At 54.3% G+C, this 15386-nt stretch carries 16 protein-coding genes; 11 read left to right on the top strand and 5 right to left on the bottom strand.

Features of this window, described 5'->3' with window-relative positions:
* Positions 1–19 precede the first annotated feature (19 nt).
* The 8 genes from ydcS to RDN66_RS17225 all read left to right on the top strand — a co-directional run bounded on the left by ydcS (position 20) and on the right by RDN66_RS17225 (position 6507).
* Positions 20–1165, top strand: a complete 1146-nt coding sequence (ydcS, locus tag RDN66_RS17190) for a putative ABC transporter substrate-binding protein YdcS (protein ID WP_035896624.1) — start codon at positions 20–22, stop codon at positions 1163–1165.
* Positions 1166–1182: 17 nt separating this feature from the next.
* On the top strand, positions 1183–2196 hold the full coding sequence (locus RDN66_RS17195; RefSeq protein WP_202217933.1) for an ABC transporter ATP-binding protein: 1014 nt from the start codon (positions 1183–1185) through the stop codon (positions 2194–2196).
* A gap of 12 nt (positions 2197–2208) precedes the next feature.
* The gene (locus RDN66_RS17200) at positions 2209–3138 is read left to right on the top strand and encodes an ABC transporter permease (protein ID WP_374044028.1); all 930 of its coding nucleotides are present in this window, start codon (positions 2209–2211) and stop codon (positions 3136–3138) included.
* Positions 3128–3943 carry an ABC transporter permease gene (locus RDN66_RS17205; protein WP_035896627.1) on the top strand — a complete coding sequence of 272 codons (816 nt, stop codon included), beginning with the start codon at positions 3128–3130 and terminating at the stop codon, positions 3941–3943. Before RDN66_RS17200 ends, RDN66_RS17205 begins: the two co-directional genes overlap by 11 nt.
* 14 nt (positions 3944–3957) lie before the next feature.
* On the top strand, positions 3958–5382 hold the full coding sequence (gene patD, locus RDN66_RS17210; protein WP_202217934.1) for an aminobutyraldehyde dehydrogenase: 1425 nt from the start codon (positions 3958–3960) through the stop codon (positions 5380–5382).
* 80 nt (positions 5383–5462) lie between these two features.
* Entirely contained in the window at positions 5463–5708 is a 246-nt protein-coding gene (locus RDN66_RS17215) for a hypothetical protein (protein WP_051910813.1), read from the top strand.
* A gap of 191 nt (positions 5709–5899) precedes the next feature.
* Positions 5900–6136, top strand: coding sequence for a hypothetical protein (locus RDN66_RS17220; protein ID WP_308538070.1), 237 nt, complete (start codon positions 5900–5902; stop codon positions 6134–6136).
* 197 nt (positions 6137–6333) lie between these two features.
* Entirely contained in the window at positions 6334–6507 is a 174-nt protein-coding gene (locus tag RDN66_RS17225; RefSeq protein ID WP_072011442.1) for a GhoT/OrtT family toxin, read from the top strand.
* A gap of 3 nt (positions 6508–6510) precedes the next feature.
* Here RDN66_RS17225 and RDN66_RS17230 read toward each other — a convergent pair whose 3' ends face one another.
* The gene (locus RDN66_RS17230) at positions 6511–7542 is read right to left on the bottom strand and encodes an AI-2E family transporter (protein WP_035896632.1); all 1032 of its coding nucleotides are present in this window, start codon (positions 7540–7542) and stop codon (positions 6511–6513) included.
* A gap of 404 nt (positions 7543–7946) precedes the next feature.
* Between RDN66_RS17230 and mdtJ the strand changes: the two genes are divergently transcribed.
* The 3 genes from mdtJ (at position 7947) to RDN66_RS17245 (ending at position 10895) form a co-directional block, all read left to right on the top strand.
* Entirely contained in the window at positions 7947–8315 is a 369-nt protein-coding gene (gene mdtJ, locus RDN66_RS17235; protein WP_035894512.1) for a multidrug/spermidine efflux SMR transporter subunit MdtJ, read from the top strand.
* Complete coding sequence (gene mdtI, locus RDN66_RS17240; RefSeq protein WP_035894513.1) at positions 8308–8637, top strand: multidrug/spermidine efflux SMR transporter subunit MdtI; 330 nt, start codon at positions 8308–8310, stop codon at positions 8635–8637. Before mdtJ ends, mdtI begins: the two co-directional genes overlap by 8 nt.
* Positions 8638–8729: 92 nt before the next feature.
* Positions 8730–10895, top strand: a complete 2166-nt coding sequence (locus tag RDN66_RS17245) for a bifunctional diguanylate cyclase/phosphodiesterase (protein ID WP_308538071.1) — start codon at positions 8730–8732, stop codon at positions 10893–10895.
* Here the strand turns inward: RDN66_RS17245 and RDN66_RS17250 are convergent.
* The 4 genes from RDN66_RS17250 to RDN66_RS17265 form a co-directional block, all read right to left on the bottom strand.
* On the bottom strand, positions 10892–11716 hold the full coding sequence (locus RDN66_RS17250) for a serine protease (protein WP_035894516.1): 825 nt from the start codon (positions 11714–11716) through the stop codon (positions 10892–10894). The two genes, RDN66_RS17245 and RDN66_RS17250, sit on opposite strands and share 4 nt — an antisense overlap.
* 334 nt (positions 11717–12050) lie before the next feature.
* Positions 12051–12476, bottom strand: a complete 426-nt coding sequence (asr, locus tag RDN66_RS17255) for an acid resistance repetitive basic protein Asr (protein WP_202217938.1) — start codon at positions 12474–12476, stop codon at positions 12051–12053.
* Positions 12477–12647: 171 nt separating this feature from the next.
* A complete protein-coding gene (locus RDN66_RS17260) occupies positions 12648–13844 on the bottom strand; it encodes an MFS transporter (RefSeq protein ID WP_123651938.1) in 1197 nt (398 codons plus the stop codon).
* A 187-nt stretch (positions 13845–14031) separates the two neighbouring features.
* Positions 14032–15282, bottom strand: coding sequence for an MFS transporter (locus RDN66_RS17265; RefSeq protein ID WP_035894519.1), 1251 nt, complete (start codon positions 15280–15282; stop codon positions 14032–14034).
* Positions 15283–15386 lie beyond the last annotated feature (104 nt).

Consider the following 15386-nt stretch of genomic DNA (forward strand, 5'->3'; position numbering starts at 1 on the left):
TGACAGGAGTAAAAACTTTATGAGCAAGAAATTTGCCCGCAGCAGCCTGTGTGCGCTGGTGATGACCGTCGCTACCGCGAATGCCGCCGAACCCCCAACGTCGCTTGGAAAAGCAGAAGGGCGCCTGGATATTATCGCCTGGCCGGGGTATATCGAGCGGGGTCAAACCGATAAACAATATGATTGGGTGACCCAGTTTGAAAAAGAGACCGGCTGTCAGGTTAACGTTAAAACGGCGGCAACCTCTGACGAAATGGTCAGTCTGATGGCGAAAGGAGGTTATGACCTGGTGACGGCCTCCGGCGATGCCTCGCTGCGTTTGATCATGGGTAAACGCGTGCAGCCGATTAACACGGCGCTGATTGAAAACTGGAAATCCCTCGACCCGCGCCTGGAAAAAGGTGCCTGGTTTAACGTTGACGGTAAAGTCTATGGCACGCCCTATCAGTGGGGGCCAAACCTGCTGATGTACAACACCAAAACCTTCCCGACGCCACCAGACTCCTGGAACGTCGTCTTCGTTAAACAAAATCTGCCGGACGGTAAAACTAATCAGGGGCGCGTGCAGGCCTACGATGGCCCTATCTACATTGCCGATGCTGCGCTGTTTGTCAAAGCTACGCAGCCGCAACTGGGTATCAGCGACCCATATCAGCTTACCGAAGCACAATATCAGGCGGTATTGAAGGTGCTGCGTGACCAGCATGAGTTGATTCACCGCTACTGGCACGATACCACCGTGCAGATGAGCGACTTTAAAAACGAAGGCGTGGTGGCCTCCAGCGCCTGGCCGTATCAGGCTAACGGCCTTAAAGGCGAAGGTCAGCCGATTGCTACCGTGTTCCCGAAAGAAGGGGTGACCGGTTGGGCGGATACCACCATGCTGCACGCTGAAGCAAAACATCCGGTCTGCGCCTACAAGTGGATGAACTGGTCGTTAACGCCAAAAGTGCAGGGCGACGTCGCGGCCTGGTTTGGCTCGCTGCCGGTGGTTGCTGAAGGCTGTAAGGCCAGTACCTTACTGGGCGATAAAGGCTGTGAAACCAACGGCTACAGCTTCTTCGACAAAATTGCCTTCTGGAAAACGCCGATCGCTGAGGGCGGCAAATACGTGCCTTATAGCCGCTGGACGCAGGACTATATCGCCATTATGGGCGGCCGCTAATCATCCAGGAGTCCCACATGACGTATGCAGTAGAATTTCATGACGTCTCGCGGCTTTATGGTGACGTACGCGCGGTGGATGGTGTCAGCATCGCCATCCATGATGGGGAGTTCTTTTCCATGCTGGGGCCGTCCGGCTCCGGCAAAACCACCTGTCTGCGGCTGATTGCCGGGTTTGAGCAGCTCTCTGGTGGCGCTATCTCTATTTTTGGCAAGCACGCCAGCGAACTGCCGCCCTGGGAGCGGGATGTCAACACCGTTTTCCAGGACTACGCGCTGTTTCCGCACATGTCGGTGCTGGATAACGTCGCCTATGGTCTGATGGTGAAGGGCGTCGGAAAAAAAGAACGTCAGGCAAAAGCGGTGCAGGCGCTGGAAAAGGTCGCGTTGGGCTTTGTGGCAGGACGCAAGCCGTCGCAGCTTTCCGGCGGTCAGCGTCAGCGCGTGGCGATTGCCCGAGCGTTGGTGAACGAGCCGCGCGTGCTGCTGCTTGATGAACCGCTGGGCGCGCTGGATCTCAAGCTTCGCGAGCAGATGCAGTTTGAGCTGAAAAAGCTCCAGCAGGATCTCGGCATCACGTTTATCTTCGTCACCCACGACCAGGGTGAGGCGCTGTCGATGTCTGATCGGGTGGCGGTGTTCAATAACGGTCAAATTGAACAGGTAGATACGCCGCGCGCGCTGTACCTGCGACCGCGAACGCCGTTTGTAGCGAGCTTCGTCGGGACCTCTAACGTTTTCGACCCTGCGGTGGCGGAGAAGCTCTGCGGGATGGCGGGAAGCTGGGCGCTACGGCCTGAACATATTCGTCTGAACGAAAGCGGAGAAGTGCAGGTGCAAGGACGCGTGCAGGCCGTGCAGTATCAAGGTGCGGCAACGCGCTATGAACTGCTGCTGGAAAGCGGCGAGAAGCTACTGGTCAGCCGGGCCAATTTCTCTGCAGGACTCAATGCCGATGGCCCTACCGTGGGGCACCAGGTGCAGGCTTCATGGGCGCGGGATGCGATGGTGGCGCTGGATGGAGGGAGGTAGATGGAGATGAGCATGACGCCGGTTCCTCCCGTTCACCGCCAGGGGCGTTTATCGAGCCTGTTCTGGCGCATGCCGACGCTCGGGCTGTTTCTGCTCCTGCTCGGCCCGCTGATGTGGTTTGGGATAGTCTACTTCGGTTCGTTGTTGACTCTGCTCTGGCAGGGGTTCTACACCTTCGACGATTTCACCATGTCCGTCACGCCAACGCTGACGCTGGCAAACCTCTATGCGCTGTTTAACCCGGCCAACTACGACATCATCGTGCGTACGCTGGTGATGGCGCTTTCGGTCACCGTCGCCAGCGCATTGCTTGCCTTTCCGATGGCGTGGTACATGGCCCGCTACACCCACGGTAAGAAAAAAGCTTTTTTCTACGTGGCGGTGATGTTGCCGATGTGGGCGAGCTATATCGTCAAAGCCTACGCCTGGACGCTGTTGCTGGCGAAGGATGGGGTGGCACAGTGGTTTCTTAACCATCTGGGGCTGGAGGCGCTGCTGGCGGCGGTGCTGACAATACCGGGCGTGGGCGGTAATACGCTCTCGACTTCCGGATTGGGCCGCTTCCTGGTGTTCGTCTATATCTGGCTGCCGTTTATGATTTTGCCGGTGCAGGCGGCGCTGGAGCGGATACCTGGTTCCTTGCTTCAGGCCTCAGCTGACCTCGGCGCGCGTCCGCGCCAGACCTTCCGTCACGTGGTGCTGCCGATGGCCATTCCCGGCATTGCCGCAGGTTCAATTTTCACCTTCTCGCTGACCCTTGGCGATTTTATCGTGCCGCAGCTGGTGGGGCCACCGGGGTATTTTATTGGCAACATGGTCTATTCCCAGCAGGGGGCTATTGGCAATATGCCGATGGCTGCCGCCTTTACGCTGGTCCCTATTGTTCTTATTGCCCTCTATCTGGCGTTCGTGAAGCGTCTGGGAGCGTTCGATGCACTCTGAAAGGGCACCGCTGTTCCTTAAAATTGCCGCCTGGGGCGGCGTTATCTTCCTGCATTTCCCGCTGGCTATTATCGCCATTTACGCGTTTAACACCGAAGACGCGGCGTTCAGCTTTCCGCCGAAAGGCCTGACGCTGCACTGGTTCAGCGAGGCGGCTTCTCGTGGCGATATTTTTGATGCGGTGACATTGTCACTTAAAATTGCGTCGCTGTCGACGGCTATCGCACTGGTACTTGGCACGCTTGCTGCAGCAGCGCTATGGCGACGTGATTTCTTTGGCAAAAGCGCGGTGTCACTGCTTCTGCTATTGCCCATCGCGCTACCGGGCATTGTGACCGGGCTGGCGCTGTTGACGGCGTTTAAGGCCGTTAATCTTGAGCCGGGTTTGCTGACCATTGTTATCGGTCATGCAACGTTCTGCGTAGTGGTGGTGTTTAACAACGTCATTGCCCGTTTTCGCCGTACTTCGTGGAGCCTTGTGGAAGCGTCTATGGATTTAGGGGCCGACGGGTGGCAAACCTTCCGTCACGTGGTGCTGCCGAATTTAGGCTCGGCGCTGCTGGCTGGCGGTATGCTGGCGTTCGCGCTGTCGTTTGATGAAATTATCGTCACCACCTTCACCGCCGGACACGAGCGAACGCTGCCGCTGTGGTTGCTTAACCAACTGGGGCGTCCTCGAGACGTGCCGGTGACTAACGTGGTGGCACTGATGGTCATGCTGTTAACGATGATACCGATTTTAGGGGCGTGGTGGCTGACTCGCGAAGACGACTCTGCCGCTAGCGGTGGTACGACATTTAAATAAAACAGGATCATACTATGCAACATAAGTTACTGATTAATGGTGAACTGGTCGCAGGTGAAGGGGAGTCCCAGCCGGTCTATAACCCTGCGACGGGTGAGATCCTGCTGAACATCGCGGAAGCGTCCGCCGCACAGGTTGACGCCGCCGTGACGGCCGCCGACCGGGCGTTTGTGCAGTGGGGGCAAACCACGCCAAAGCACCGTGCGGAATGCTTGCTCAAGCTAGCCGATGTTATTGAAGAACACGCCGCTACCTTTGCCCGGCTGGAATCGCTCAACTGCGGTAAGCCGCTGCACTGCGTCACGAATGATGAAATCCCGGCGGTGGTGGACGTGTTCCGCTTCTTCGCGGGGGCCGCCCGCTGTCTGAACGGGTTGGCGGCGGGTGAATATCTTGAAGGCCATACATCGATGATTCGCCGCGATCCGGTGGGCGTGGTCGCGTCAATTGCGCCCTGGAACTATCCGCTCATGATGGCGGCCTGGAAGCTGGCTCCTGCGCTTGCCGCAGGGAACTGCGTGGTGATTAAGCCCTCAGAAATTACCCCGCTTACCGCCTTAACGCTGGCTGAATTGGCGAAAGATATCTTCCCTGCGGGAGTGCTGAACGTGCTGTTCGGCCGAGGGAAAACGGTTGGTGACCCGCTGACGGGTCATGCCAAAGTTCGTATGGTGTCGCTAACCGGCTCGATTGCTACCGGGGAACATATTATTGCCCATACTGCGCCATCGATTAAACGCACGCATATGGAGCTTGGCGGTAAGGCGCCGGTGATCGTTTTTGACGATGCCGATATTGACGCCGTGGTAGAAGGGGTCAGAACCTTTGGTTTCTACAATGCCGGGCAGGACTGTACCGCAGCGTGCCGGATCTATGCGCAGAAGGGCATCTATGAACGGCTGGTGGAAAAATTAGGGGCTGCCATCGCGAGTCTGAAATCAGGCAACCCGGAAGATGAGTCGACCGAACTGGGGCCATTGAGCTCCCAGGCGCATCTTACCCGAGTAAGCGAGGCAGTTGCCCGAGCCAAAGCGCAGCCGCATATCAAAGTCGTCACCGGGGGAGAAAAAGCCGCCCGTGCAGGATATTACTTCCAGCCGACACTGCTTGCGGGGGCAAAACAGGAAGACGATATCGTGCAGCGCGAGGTTTTCGGCCCTGTTGTCAGCGTGACCATGTTCGACAACGAAGAGCAGGTGCTTGGTTGGGCTAATGACTCCCAATATGGGTTGGCTTCATCCGTCTGGACGCAAGATGTTGGGCGGGCGCATCGCCTGAGCGCACGGTTACAGTATGGCTGCACCTGGGTTAACACCCACTTTATGTTGGTCAGTGAAATGCCGCACGGCGGGCAGAAACTCTCAGGTTACGGCAAGGATATGTCCATTTATGGCCTTGAGGATTACACCGTGGTTCGCCATGTGATGATAAAGCACTGAGTGAGTGGTCAAGGGATGTCATACCGCGTTATGGTGTTGCATCCCTTATAACCTGTCATCGGTTTGGCTTAGGAGGATGTGTGAATCAGGATTTCCAGGATATCAAAAATGAGTTTGATAAATGGGGGCCCGAGGCGGGTGAAAGTGTCGCGCAGCGGATGTATGAGGCACTGGCAACAAGGTTGGCTCCTTTTTTCTTTAACCAGGAAAGCATCAATAAAAGAAGGTTAATCATCAAACTTGAAGAGGGAGAAAAAGAGGTCGGTACCCAAACCCGGTATGATTGGCTGGAAGCTTTTAATCGGTTGAAACCAGAGGGTCGCTAAGGCGGCCTTTTTCTTATTCAGTGTTTATCTAAACACGGTGCGGTCTACAGGGGCGTTTATCGGTGAGCTTGATGACGATTTACTCCCTTGTCGGTAGGCGTGACGCTTGCCCATACTCCTCCCTGGTTTTGACATACCCAATGCAACGTGCGAGGATCCGCGCCGTTGTAGAACCAGGTATAGTCAGAAAGATGAAGAAAAGTATCGTTTGTAGCGCTGTAGTGATTGCTACGGTGATGGGGATTGGGACTTATTATTCGGTTAGTCGTGTTGCGACCTGTGAAGGACAAAACCGAGTCAGTGCGGCCTGCATTGCGCAGTCCTGGGATATGGAAAAGGTGAACGTCATTCCGCAATACGATCCCAACCACTACGTTAGTGACCCGACGGCAGACAGCATCTTTGCTGCCAGCGTGCCAAAACGCTAACCGGACGGTGTGTCACAGAATTAAAACCCAGCGCGGCGTAATGTAGTGCTGGGTTTTCTCTTTTTAGCAGTCAATTCGGCTGGAGCCGAATTCCAGGATCAAAAAACATTTCAGCGATAAGTGGCGAAAAACTTGATGTACGTCAAAAAACGTAGCATATTGCGCCGCTTTAACGATCAATGACAAGGATTCAATTGGTGACGCTATATCAGCATATGCTCATCTTTTACGCCGTTATGGCGCTTATCTGTGCCGGTATTACCTGGTTTCTGACCCGTGAGACAACGTCAATCCGCCTGATTGCCACGGTGCTGATTGGCGCAACGTGGCCGTTTAGTTTCCCCGTTGCGCTGATGCTGTCGCTGTTCTGACGGTTATTTGCTTAAATCACTCAGCAGGATGGCAATACTTTTACCGCCTTCGGTCTGCTCAAGGGCAATTTTAACGATAATGGTCAGCGGGACGGAGAGCAGCATGCCAACCGGACCAAGCAGCCAGCCCCAGAAGATCAACGATAAAAAGACCACTAATGTCGATAGGCCCAGGCCGCGTCCCATGATGCGGGGTTCAAGAATGTTGCCAAACACAAGGTTAATGACCAGATACCCCGCAAGGACGACAAGCGCGTCGTAAAAGCCGGTGAACACCAGTACCTGAAGGATAGGGGGAATGGCCGCCAGCACCGAACCAATGTTCGGAATGTAGTTGAGCGCAAAGGCCAGCAGCCCCCAGATAAAGGCAAAGCGTACCCCCAGTAGTTCCAGCATTCCCCATACGACAAGCCCCGTCACTACGCTGATGGCCGTTTTCAGCACCAGATAATGCGACACGCTATCCAGCGCGCGCTGAATCGCCGCCATGCCTTCAGTAGGCTTTGCCATGATTTGCTGTAGTTTGGCAGGCAACTGCGGAACTTCAAGCAGCATAAACACCACCGTTAGCAGCAGTAAAAAGATAGAGGACATGGCGTTCGAAAGCTGGCTCAGAAAACGTGAAACCAGCGTCATGGCGGCATTGGGGTCAATGTATTTAATCAGTTCGTCCGGGCTGACGCTGATACCAAAACGCTGAAACCACGGCTCAAGATTATAAATAGGCACTGCCAGTGAGGAACGATACTGTGGCAGCGTGCGCGTGAGCTCATTGAGCGATGTACCAAGTGTGGCAAGCAGCAGAACGGCGGCAAGAATAATCACCCCAATCAACAGCGAAATGCCCAATACCCGCGGTACTCGCCAGCGCACCATCAGTTGAACCAGGGGGTTGAGTATCACGGCGATAAACAGCGCCAGGACGAACGGGACGATGATATCGGCGGCAAAGCGAATACCGGTGAGAATGATGACCAGCATGCCCAGCATGATGACTATCTTTAATCCATTAAGCGTGATGATCGGCCTGGACATGTTGAGCTAACTCCTGCGAATATCTATGCAGAATATGATAGTTGCGAATCTACTGATAATAAATGCATTTATATCAAATAACATCAGTAAAGATTTGCAAACATTTTGAAATATTTAGATGTTTGTGTTAGATATTAACTGTGTTTAACTACTGAGGACAATTTTAATCCGCAATGATGAGAAGCAATACCGCGGATAATTGTAATTTTATGGACAATATGTTCAGGACGTTCAGCCTTACCAAACCTTCTGTTTTTCCTTCCTATTCTGCCTTCTATGGTGAGCAGCACTGGCGCAACGCGCTTTAGTACCCTTCTTCGTTTGAGCTAAATTTTAATCATTTTATTTCAGTTTGCGCCTTGCCGCGAGCTGCACGGATTATATTCTCATGCAGGAGAAGGACTATGTTTTACTGGATTTTATTAGCCTTGGCCATTGTTGCTGAAATTACTGGTACGCTTTCTATGAAATGGGCGAGCGTATCTGACGGAAACACTGGCTTTATTTTGATGCTTGTGATGATCGCCTTGTCATATATTTTTCTTTCGTTTGCGGTTAAAAAAATCGCACTGGGTGTTGCCTATGCGCTGTGGGAAGGCATCGGCATTGTATTGATTACCCTGTTCAGCGTAATGCTGTTTGACGAGAGCCTGACGGTGATGAAAGCGGCGGGTCTGGCAACGTTGATTGCCGGTATCGTACTGATTAAGTCCGGTACGCGTAAAGCCACCGCGGTAAACAAGTCTTTGAATAAAGAGGTGAATCATGCATAAGTTTGAAATGATTCACGGCGTATGGCTGGCAGGCTCCATTGTTCTGGAAATTGTCGCTAATATTTTCCTCAAGTTTTCTGACGGCTTCCGCCGCAAAGGATACGGCATCCTTTCCCTTGTCGCCGTACTGGCTGCGTTCAGCGCGCTGTCGCAGGCGGTGAAGGGAATTGATCTCTCCGTTGCCTACGCCATCTGGGGCGGATTCGGTGTGGCCGCGACGCTGGCGGCGGGGTGGATCCTCTTCGGCCAACGGCTGAATAAAAAAGGCTGGGTTGGTTTAGCTTTACTGTTGGTGGGTATGGTTATCATTAAGCTCGCCTGATGTGATCGCTGCCTGAGAAATCGGGCAGCGAAATCCTTCGTCTGTATTACGCTTGTAACAAAGGGTTGGCGTATTTGATGCGAGGGGCAACCATGTTCGATCCGTCACGCTGGCGTAATATAGCCACAGCCAGAACGCTTTTTGTGATTATCTTTTTTGCAGGCATCGGCCTGATTTTTTCTATTATTTCGCTTCTATACCTCTCGCAAAGCCTGATCACCAGCAAAACCAACGATATTGATGCCCGTCGCTCGGCGCTATCCGTCGATGGCGCGATCCAAACGTCTATTAACCGCGTGCTCTCATTAGTGATTGATAACGCCATCTGGGATGATGCCGTCCGTGAAGTGTATGCGCCCAGGCTCGACACCACCTGGCTTTACAACACCTGGGGCGCTGGCTTCAAAATTAACAATCTTTATGACGGTACCTTTGTGCTGGACGAGAACTATCGCGTCCTGTGGGGATCGTTTCGTAGCTCGCCGTTCAGCGAGCGCGATCTCTCGTTTTTTGGCAGTGGTTTAAAGGCGCTGATCGAGCAGAATCAGGACGCCTTGCTGCGAGGAAAAAATAACGTTGCCGGAATAACCCATACACGTGAAGGCGTTGCCTTTATTGGCATTGGCCTGATCCGCCCAATGGTAGGTCGCCTGAATGTATACGATGCCACCCGTCGTTATCTGGTCATCACCCGGCACGTCAACCCGGCGCTGTTAAATACCCTTGGCAACACCTTCCAGATTGAGAACCTGACGCTCACTACTTCGCCACAAAACAGGTACAACATACCGCTGCGCACCTCCAGCGGTGAAGTGGTTGGCTGGCTTAACTGGCAGCTAAGGCAGCCCGGCGTTGAGGCGGCGCAGGCGGCCTCGCCGGAGATTCGAAAAATTGTCCTGCTGGCGTCGGGGCTTATCCTGCTATTTATCCTGGTGAGCAGCCTGGGATTGTGGAAGCTAGCCCGCGGCGAGCGGCAGGCGCGTGAAATCGCGTTGACCGATTGGCTGAGCCATTTGCCAAACCGCCGGGCGCTAATTGAGCAGCTTGAGCATATTAGTCGCCGGGGAGACCGGGATATCAAGACGGTGGTCTTTATCGATCTTGATGGTTTTAAAGATGTTAATGACATCTATGGCCATGATATCGGTGATATTTTAATTATACGCATTGCCGATATGCTACAAACGCTCGTCCCTCATGGCGGCATGCTGGCGCGTATGGGCGGCGACGAATTTGCCATGACAGTGGGCGGTGCGCACTCTGAAGCCAGCGCTTCGGCGTTTGCTGGCAGCGTGCTGGATTATCTCAGCACGCCAATTCGTATCGGCGAACGAACGCTGCATATCAGCGCCAGCCTGGGGATTGCTAGCGGTACGTTACAGGATAAAACCAGTTCTGAGCTGTTCCGCCAGGCCGATATTGCCATGTATCACTCCAAAATGACCGGGAAAGGGCGGATCACGCATTATGACGCGGAGCTCAGCAGCGCCCGCGAATACCAGCTTTCTCTGGAGAACGATATTCGCCATGGGCTCGAGCACGATGAATTCGAAGTCTGGTATCAGCCTATTGTCTGTGCCCGCTCGCAGGCGATGGTAGGGGTAGAAGCGCTGGTACGCTGGCCGCGACGGCCAAAGGGCGAACTGATGCCCGATGCCTTTATTGCGATTGCGGAAACCAGCGGGCTTATCTATTCCCTTGGCCAGTTTGTACTGGCGCGCGCCTGCCGTGACTTGTTGAATCATAATGATTTAAAACTGTCGGTGAATATTTCCCCAGCGCAGTTCCGCGACCCGGAGTTTGAGAACAAAGTATCCAGCGTACTGAAATCGTCCGGTTTCCCACCGTCGCGACTACAGCTTGAGGTGACGGAAACCTATGTTCTGGAAAAACCCGAGCGGGCAAGGGCGGCGATTTCCGCGCTCAAAGCATTGGGTACCGCCGTGGCACTGGATGACTTTGGCACGGGGTATTCCAGTATTGGCTACCTGCGACGTTTTAACTTCGACACGATTAAAATCGACAAATCTTTGGCGGGGCTGGTGGGTGATGACGATCAGGCGGCGGCGCTGGTGGGAGGAACTATCCGAATTGCCAGCGCGTTGGGGATGACGGTGATTGCGGAAGGCGTGGAGACCGAAAAACAGATGAAACTGCTACGGCTTGCCGGCTGCGACCAGCTTCAGGGATTCTACTTCAGTGAGCCGATGCCGCTCTCATCGCTGCTGGCGTTGCGTCACCAGCAGCGTCTGAGTTAGTTGCCGGCAGCTAGCGCCTCAAGCTTATCGCGAAAACCGGTCACCGAGATGGCGCGGTTATCGGCACGCTGGCGATCTTTTGCCGCCGGAGCAGAGCTTTGCACGGCAATAACCTGCCAACCGGCGTCCGTTTTCAACAGCAACGGGGAACCGCTATCGCCCGGCAGCGTGTCGCACTGATGGGAAAGTACCGAGGTTTGTGCCCACCCCGTGACCGTACAATCTTCATGGCTGTACAGCGAATCCAGATGGTCGAGCGGATAACCTGACTGCGTCACTTTACGCCCCGTCGCTTTCAGTGCGGCGGTGAGATCATCTTTATTCCCGGCGAATACCGGTAGCGGGGTGATGCCTGAAGGCGGGTTACGCAGCACAATAATGCCAAAATCCCACGGCGCCGCGGAAGCCGGAACAATCCAACCGTCGCCATCCGCCTTGAGACGTTTTCCTAAAGAGGGGTCAACGCGACCTTCAATATCGTGAATCTCGTAGCGCCAGGTGCCTTTCTGCGACACAAAACGCAGCGCCACGGCTTTGTCCAACTTGCCGCGCGGTGGTTCAAGCAGGCAGTGCCCGGCGGTGAGCGCCAGGTGAGGAGAAATTAACGTCGCGGTACACAGATTGCCGCTGGCGGTTTCCAGCTGGCCAATGGCGTCCCACGGTGCCTGAGCAGGATGGGTGACCAGGGTACGATCGTCATGACCGAAGAACAGCGTTTTAATATCTTTCGCACTGATGCCAATATCATCGTCATCAGCGTGAGAAATTAAGGGCAGGACGGATAACGTTCCCAGTAAACAACACACAAAGGCTGTACGCATATCACTCTCTGATGGGGCAATTATGATTATAAAAAATAAACCCAATGAGACTACTATAGACGGGAGAAGCAAAAAGTGGGAGTAAAATCAGCGAACTACGCTCAGTAAAAGAAAAACTGGGTTGCGATCAGTGCGCAGACGATAAGTAATGCCAGGATGAGCTCGAAACGATAGCGCCGCAACATGATTGCTCTCCGGGGAAAAAATCGGCGCTAAATAAGCGCCGATACGGTAATTGATTAACTCAGGTGGCCACCAGGATTCAGCATTGCTGCTAGCCTCCCGGCGCCACCTGTATCGGCGTATTGCTACGCGGATACGTTATCAAGAATAATTATGCAGCTGGCTGAGCGGCTGGTTTAGCAGCAGTGTGTTTAGCTTTTTTGTGGTGCTTTTTAGCAGCCTGAGCTTTCTGCGCTACAGCTGGTTTAGCAGCGGCTTTTTTGTGTTTTTTAGCAGCCTGAGCTTTCTGAGCTGCAGCTGGTTTGGTTGCTGCTTTGTGGTGTTTTTTAGCAGCCTGAGCTTTCTGTTCTACAGCTGGTTTAGCAGCGGCTTTTTTGTGTTTCTTAGCGGCCTGAGCTTTCTGCTCTGCAGCTGGTTTAGCAGCTTCTTTCTTGTGTTTTTTGTGGTGAATGGCTTTCGCTGGAGCCGCATGAGTAGCGGTTGCAGATGCAGCCGGAGTTGCAGTTGCGTCAGCAGCAAAAGCAGCGGAAGACAGACCCATAGCAGCGGCAACAACCAGAGCTAATACTTTTTTCATTCTGATACCCTCGAATTGGTTTTTTCATTCAACCCCACTGCGGGGCCGTTGAAATAACTATATCGATGAGCGAGCTGTCTTTCCGTGAGTGATTGGTATCGGCTTGTAACGTAATGTACGAGATTTGTTGTACATCCGTAGCGGGGCGGATTTTGACTGCCCCTCAAGGAGTTAGCCAGTACAGGTAGTCTGTTTTGCGCGCTGAGAAAGGTACACACGCAGGATAAGGACAAAGGCCCAGGCGACGACAATGGCGGCAATCAAATAGATGCTGCCTAAGCCCTGGTAGCCAGCAATCCAGCCCGCAATGGGCCCGGTAAGGCCCAGCGCCAGATCCAGAAAGGCTGAATAAGTACCCAGCGCGGTGCCCTGGTTCTGTTCTTCCACCTGTTTTACCGCCTCAACACCCAGCGCTGGGAAGACAAGAGAGAAGCCCGACCCGGTCAGAAACGCGCCAACGCCCGCAACCCACGCGTTCGGGGCAAACCAGATAATCAGCAGCCCCAGACATTCGACCACATAACAGATAAGCGAGACGCGGATCCCGCCAAAGCGGGTGATAGTATTGCCCAGTACCAGGCGAATACAGATAAAACCGATGCTAAATAGGGACAGCGTGAACGCCGCGCCCGCCCAACCGTGGGAGGAGAAGTAGAGGGTGATGAAGGTCGCTATCACCCCAAAACCGACCGTCCCCAGCCCCAGGCCCAGACCATATGGCCAGATCTTGCGCGCCACCACGTGGAAGGGCGCTCTGACTCCGGCGCTGACGCTGACGTCGGCGCGGGTGCGAGCAAACAGCAGGCCAATGACCGCAATAATCACAATCAGCGCCGCAAAACCACTAATACCGAACCAGCCGTTTAGCACAACCCCTAACGGCGCGCCTGCCGCCATCGCCACATAGGTAGCAACGCCGTTCCACGAGATAACCCGCGAGGTGTGAATCGCGCCGACGGTTTTAATCCCCCACAGCGTAGAGCCCGTGGAGGTGAAGCTCTCGCCCACGCCGAGGAAGATGCGCCCAACCAGCAGTAGCGCCACCGCCAGTATCGGGCTGGCATGCGCTGCCGCCGCGCCAAGGGTAAACAAACCGCTCATCAGGCAACAGATGATCCCCAGACTGACGACCTTTTTGGGCCCCCAGATATCGGTGTAGCGCCCAGCGTGCGGCCGACTAAGTAGGGTAGAAATATACTGCAGGCTGATGACCGCCCCGGCAACCAGCGTACTGTAGCCGAGATCGTAGTGAATAAAGCCCGGCAATACCGCGAGCGGTAAGCCAATGGAAAGGTAGCAAATACAGGTGAAGACAACTATTGAGATAATACGTAGGTTGAGTTGGGTATTGCTGGCACGGGTCGTCATAGCGCTACATTGGTAAGACAAAAGTGAGGGTATTATAGGAATTGCCAGCTAGTATGGCGAGATGGCAACGCATTTTATGTCAATAGTATAAGTATTAGTTATCAGTATCGTAGGCCGTATAAGAGGAGCGCCGCCGGGGATTTCCCGGAGTCGGCGTTGCCTCGTCCGGGCTACGTGATGCTTTATGTTAATGCAGGCGTTTATGCAGAGTGACGCCAACCAGCAGCGCGCAAACCAACAGCAGTGCGATAAACCCGCCAACCCCGTTCCAGCCGTACTTGTGCCAGAACACGCCGCCGAGCGTACCGGCGATACTAGAACCGAGATAGTAACTGAACAGATACAGTGAAGATGCCTGTCCTCTGGCGCGGCGCGCGCGCGGCCCAATCCAACTGCTGGCAACCGAGTGGGCGGCAAAGAACCCGGCGGAGAAGAGTAACATGCCGGGGAAAATCACCCACAGCGGGGAAAAGAGCGTGAGCAGCAGGCCGACCAGCATCACGCCGGTAAAGAAGATCATCACCGGGCCGCGGCCGTAGCGCGTGGTCATCATTCCCGCTTTTGGTGAACTCCAGGTGCCGGTCAAATAGGCGACCGAGAGCAAACCCACCACCGCCTGGTTAAGCGACCACGGTGACAGCATCAGTCGATAGCCGATGTAGTTAAAGAGGGTGACGAACGCGCCCATCAGCAGAAAACCCTCGACAAACAGCAGCGGCAGGCCACGGTCGCGCCAGTGCAGATGCAGGTTTATCAGCAGCGTTTTCGGTTTTAATGAGCTCGGACGGAAGTGGCGAGATTCCGGCAAAATGCGCCAGAACATAATGGCTGAGGCCAGCGCAAAGGCGCTAATGACCGCCAGGGCGACGCGCCAGCCAAAGAAGTCGGTAAAGACCCCGGTCAACAGACGTCCGCTCATCCCGCCTATTGAGTTCCCGCTGATGTATAGCCCCATTGAAAACGCCACAAAGCTCGGATGAATTTCTTCGCTGAGATAGGTCATGCCGACCGCCGCCACGCCGCTAAGCGACAGGCCTATCAGCGCGCGCATAATCAAAATGCCGTGCCAACTGGTCATCATGGTCGAGAGCAGAGAGCAGCAGGATGCCAGCAGCAGCGCCGTCACCATCACTTTTTTACGCCCGATGGCATCGGACAGCGGGCCAGTAAACAGTAGACCAATGGCTAGCATTGCCGTTGAAATAGAAAGCGAAATGCTGCTGCCTGCAGGGGAAATCCCGAACTCGTGCGACAGCACTGGCAGAATGGGCTGTACGCAGTACAGCAAAGCGAAGGTTGCCAGTCCCGCGGAGAAAAGCGCCAGCGTCACGCGAATAAACGGTGGAGTTCCGCGGCGAATAAAGGTGTTTGTTTGAAGTGGGGTATCAACGCGGACATCGATGGCAGGCGTATCGTCTGCGGTGGTTGTGCGGCTCACGGGAAATCCTTGCGTAAAACAATGGGTAATATCGACTCAGGTCACATAATTAGAGTAGGAAAATGTAAATATTCTGTCTAATATATTAATAATCTCAATTGATA

The organism is uncultured Kluyvera sp., assembly GCF_902485085.1.
GTDB lineage: Bacteria > Pseudomonadota > Gammaproteobacteria > Enterobacterales > Enterobacteriaceae > Kluyvera > Kluyvera ascorbata.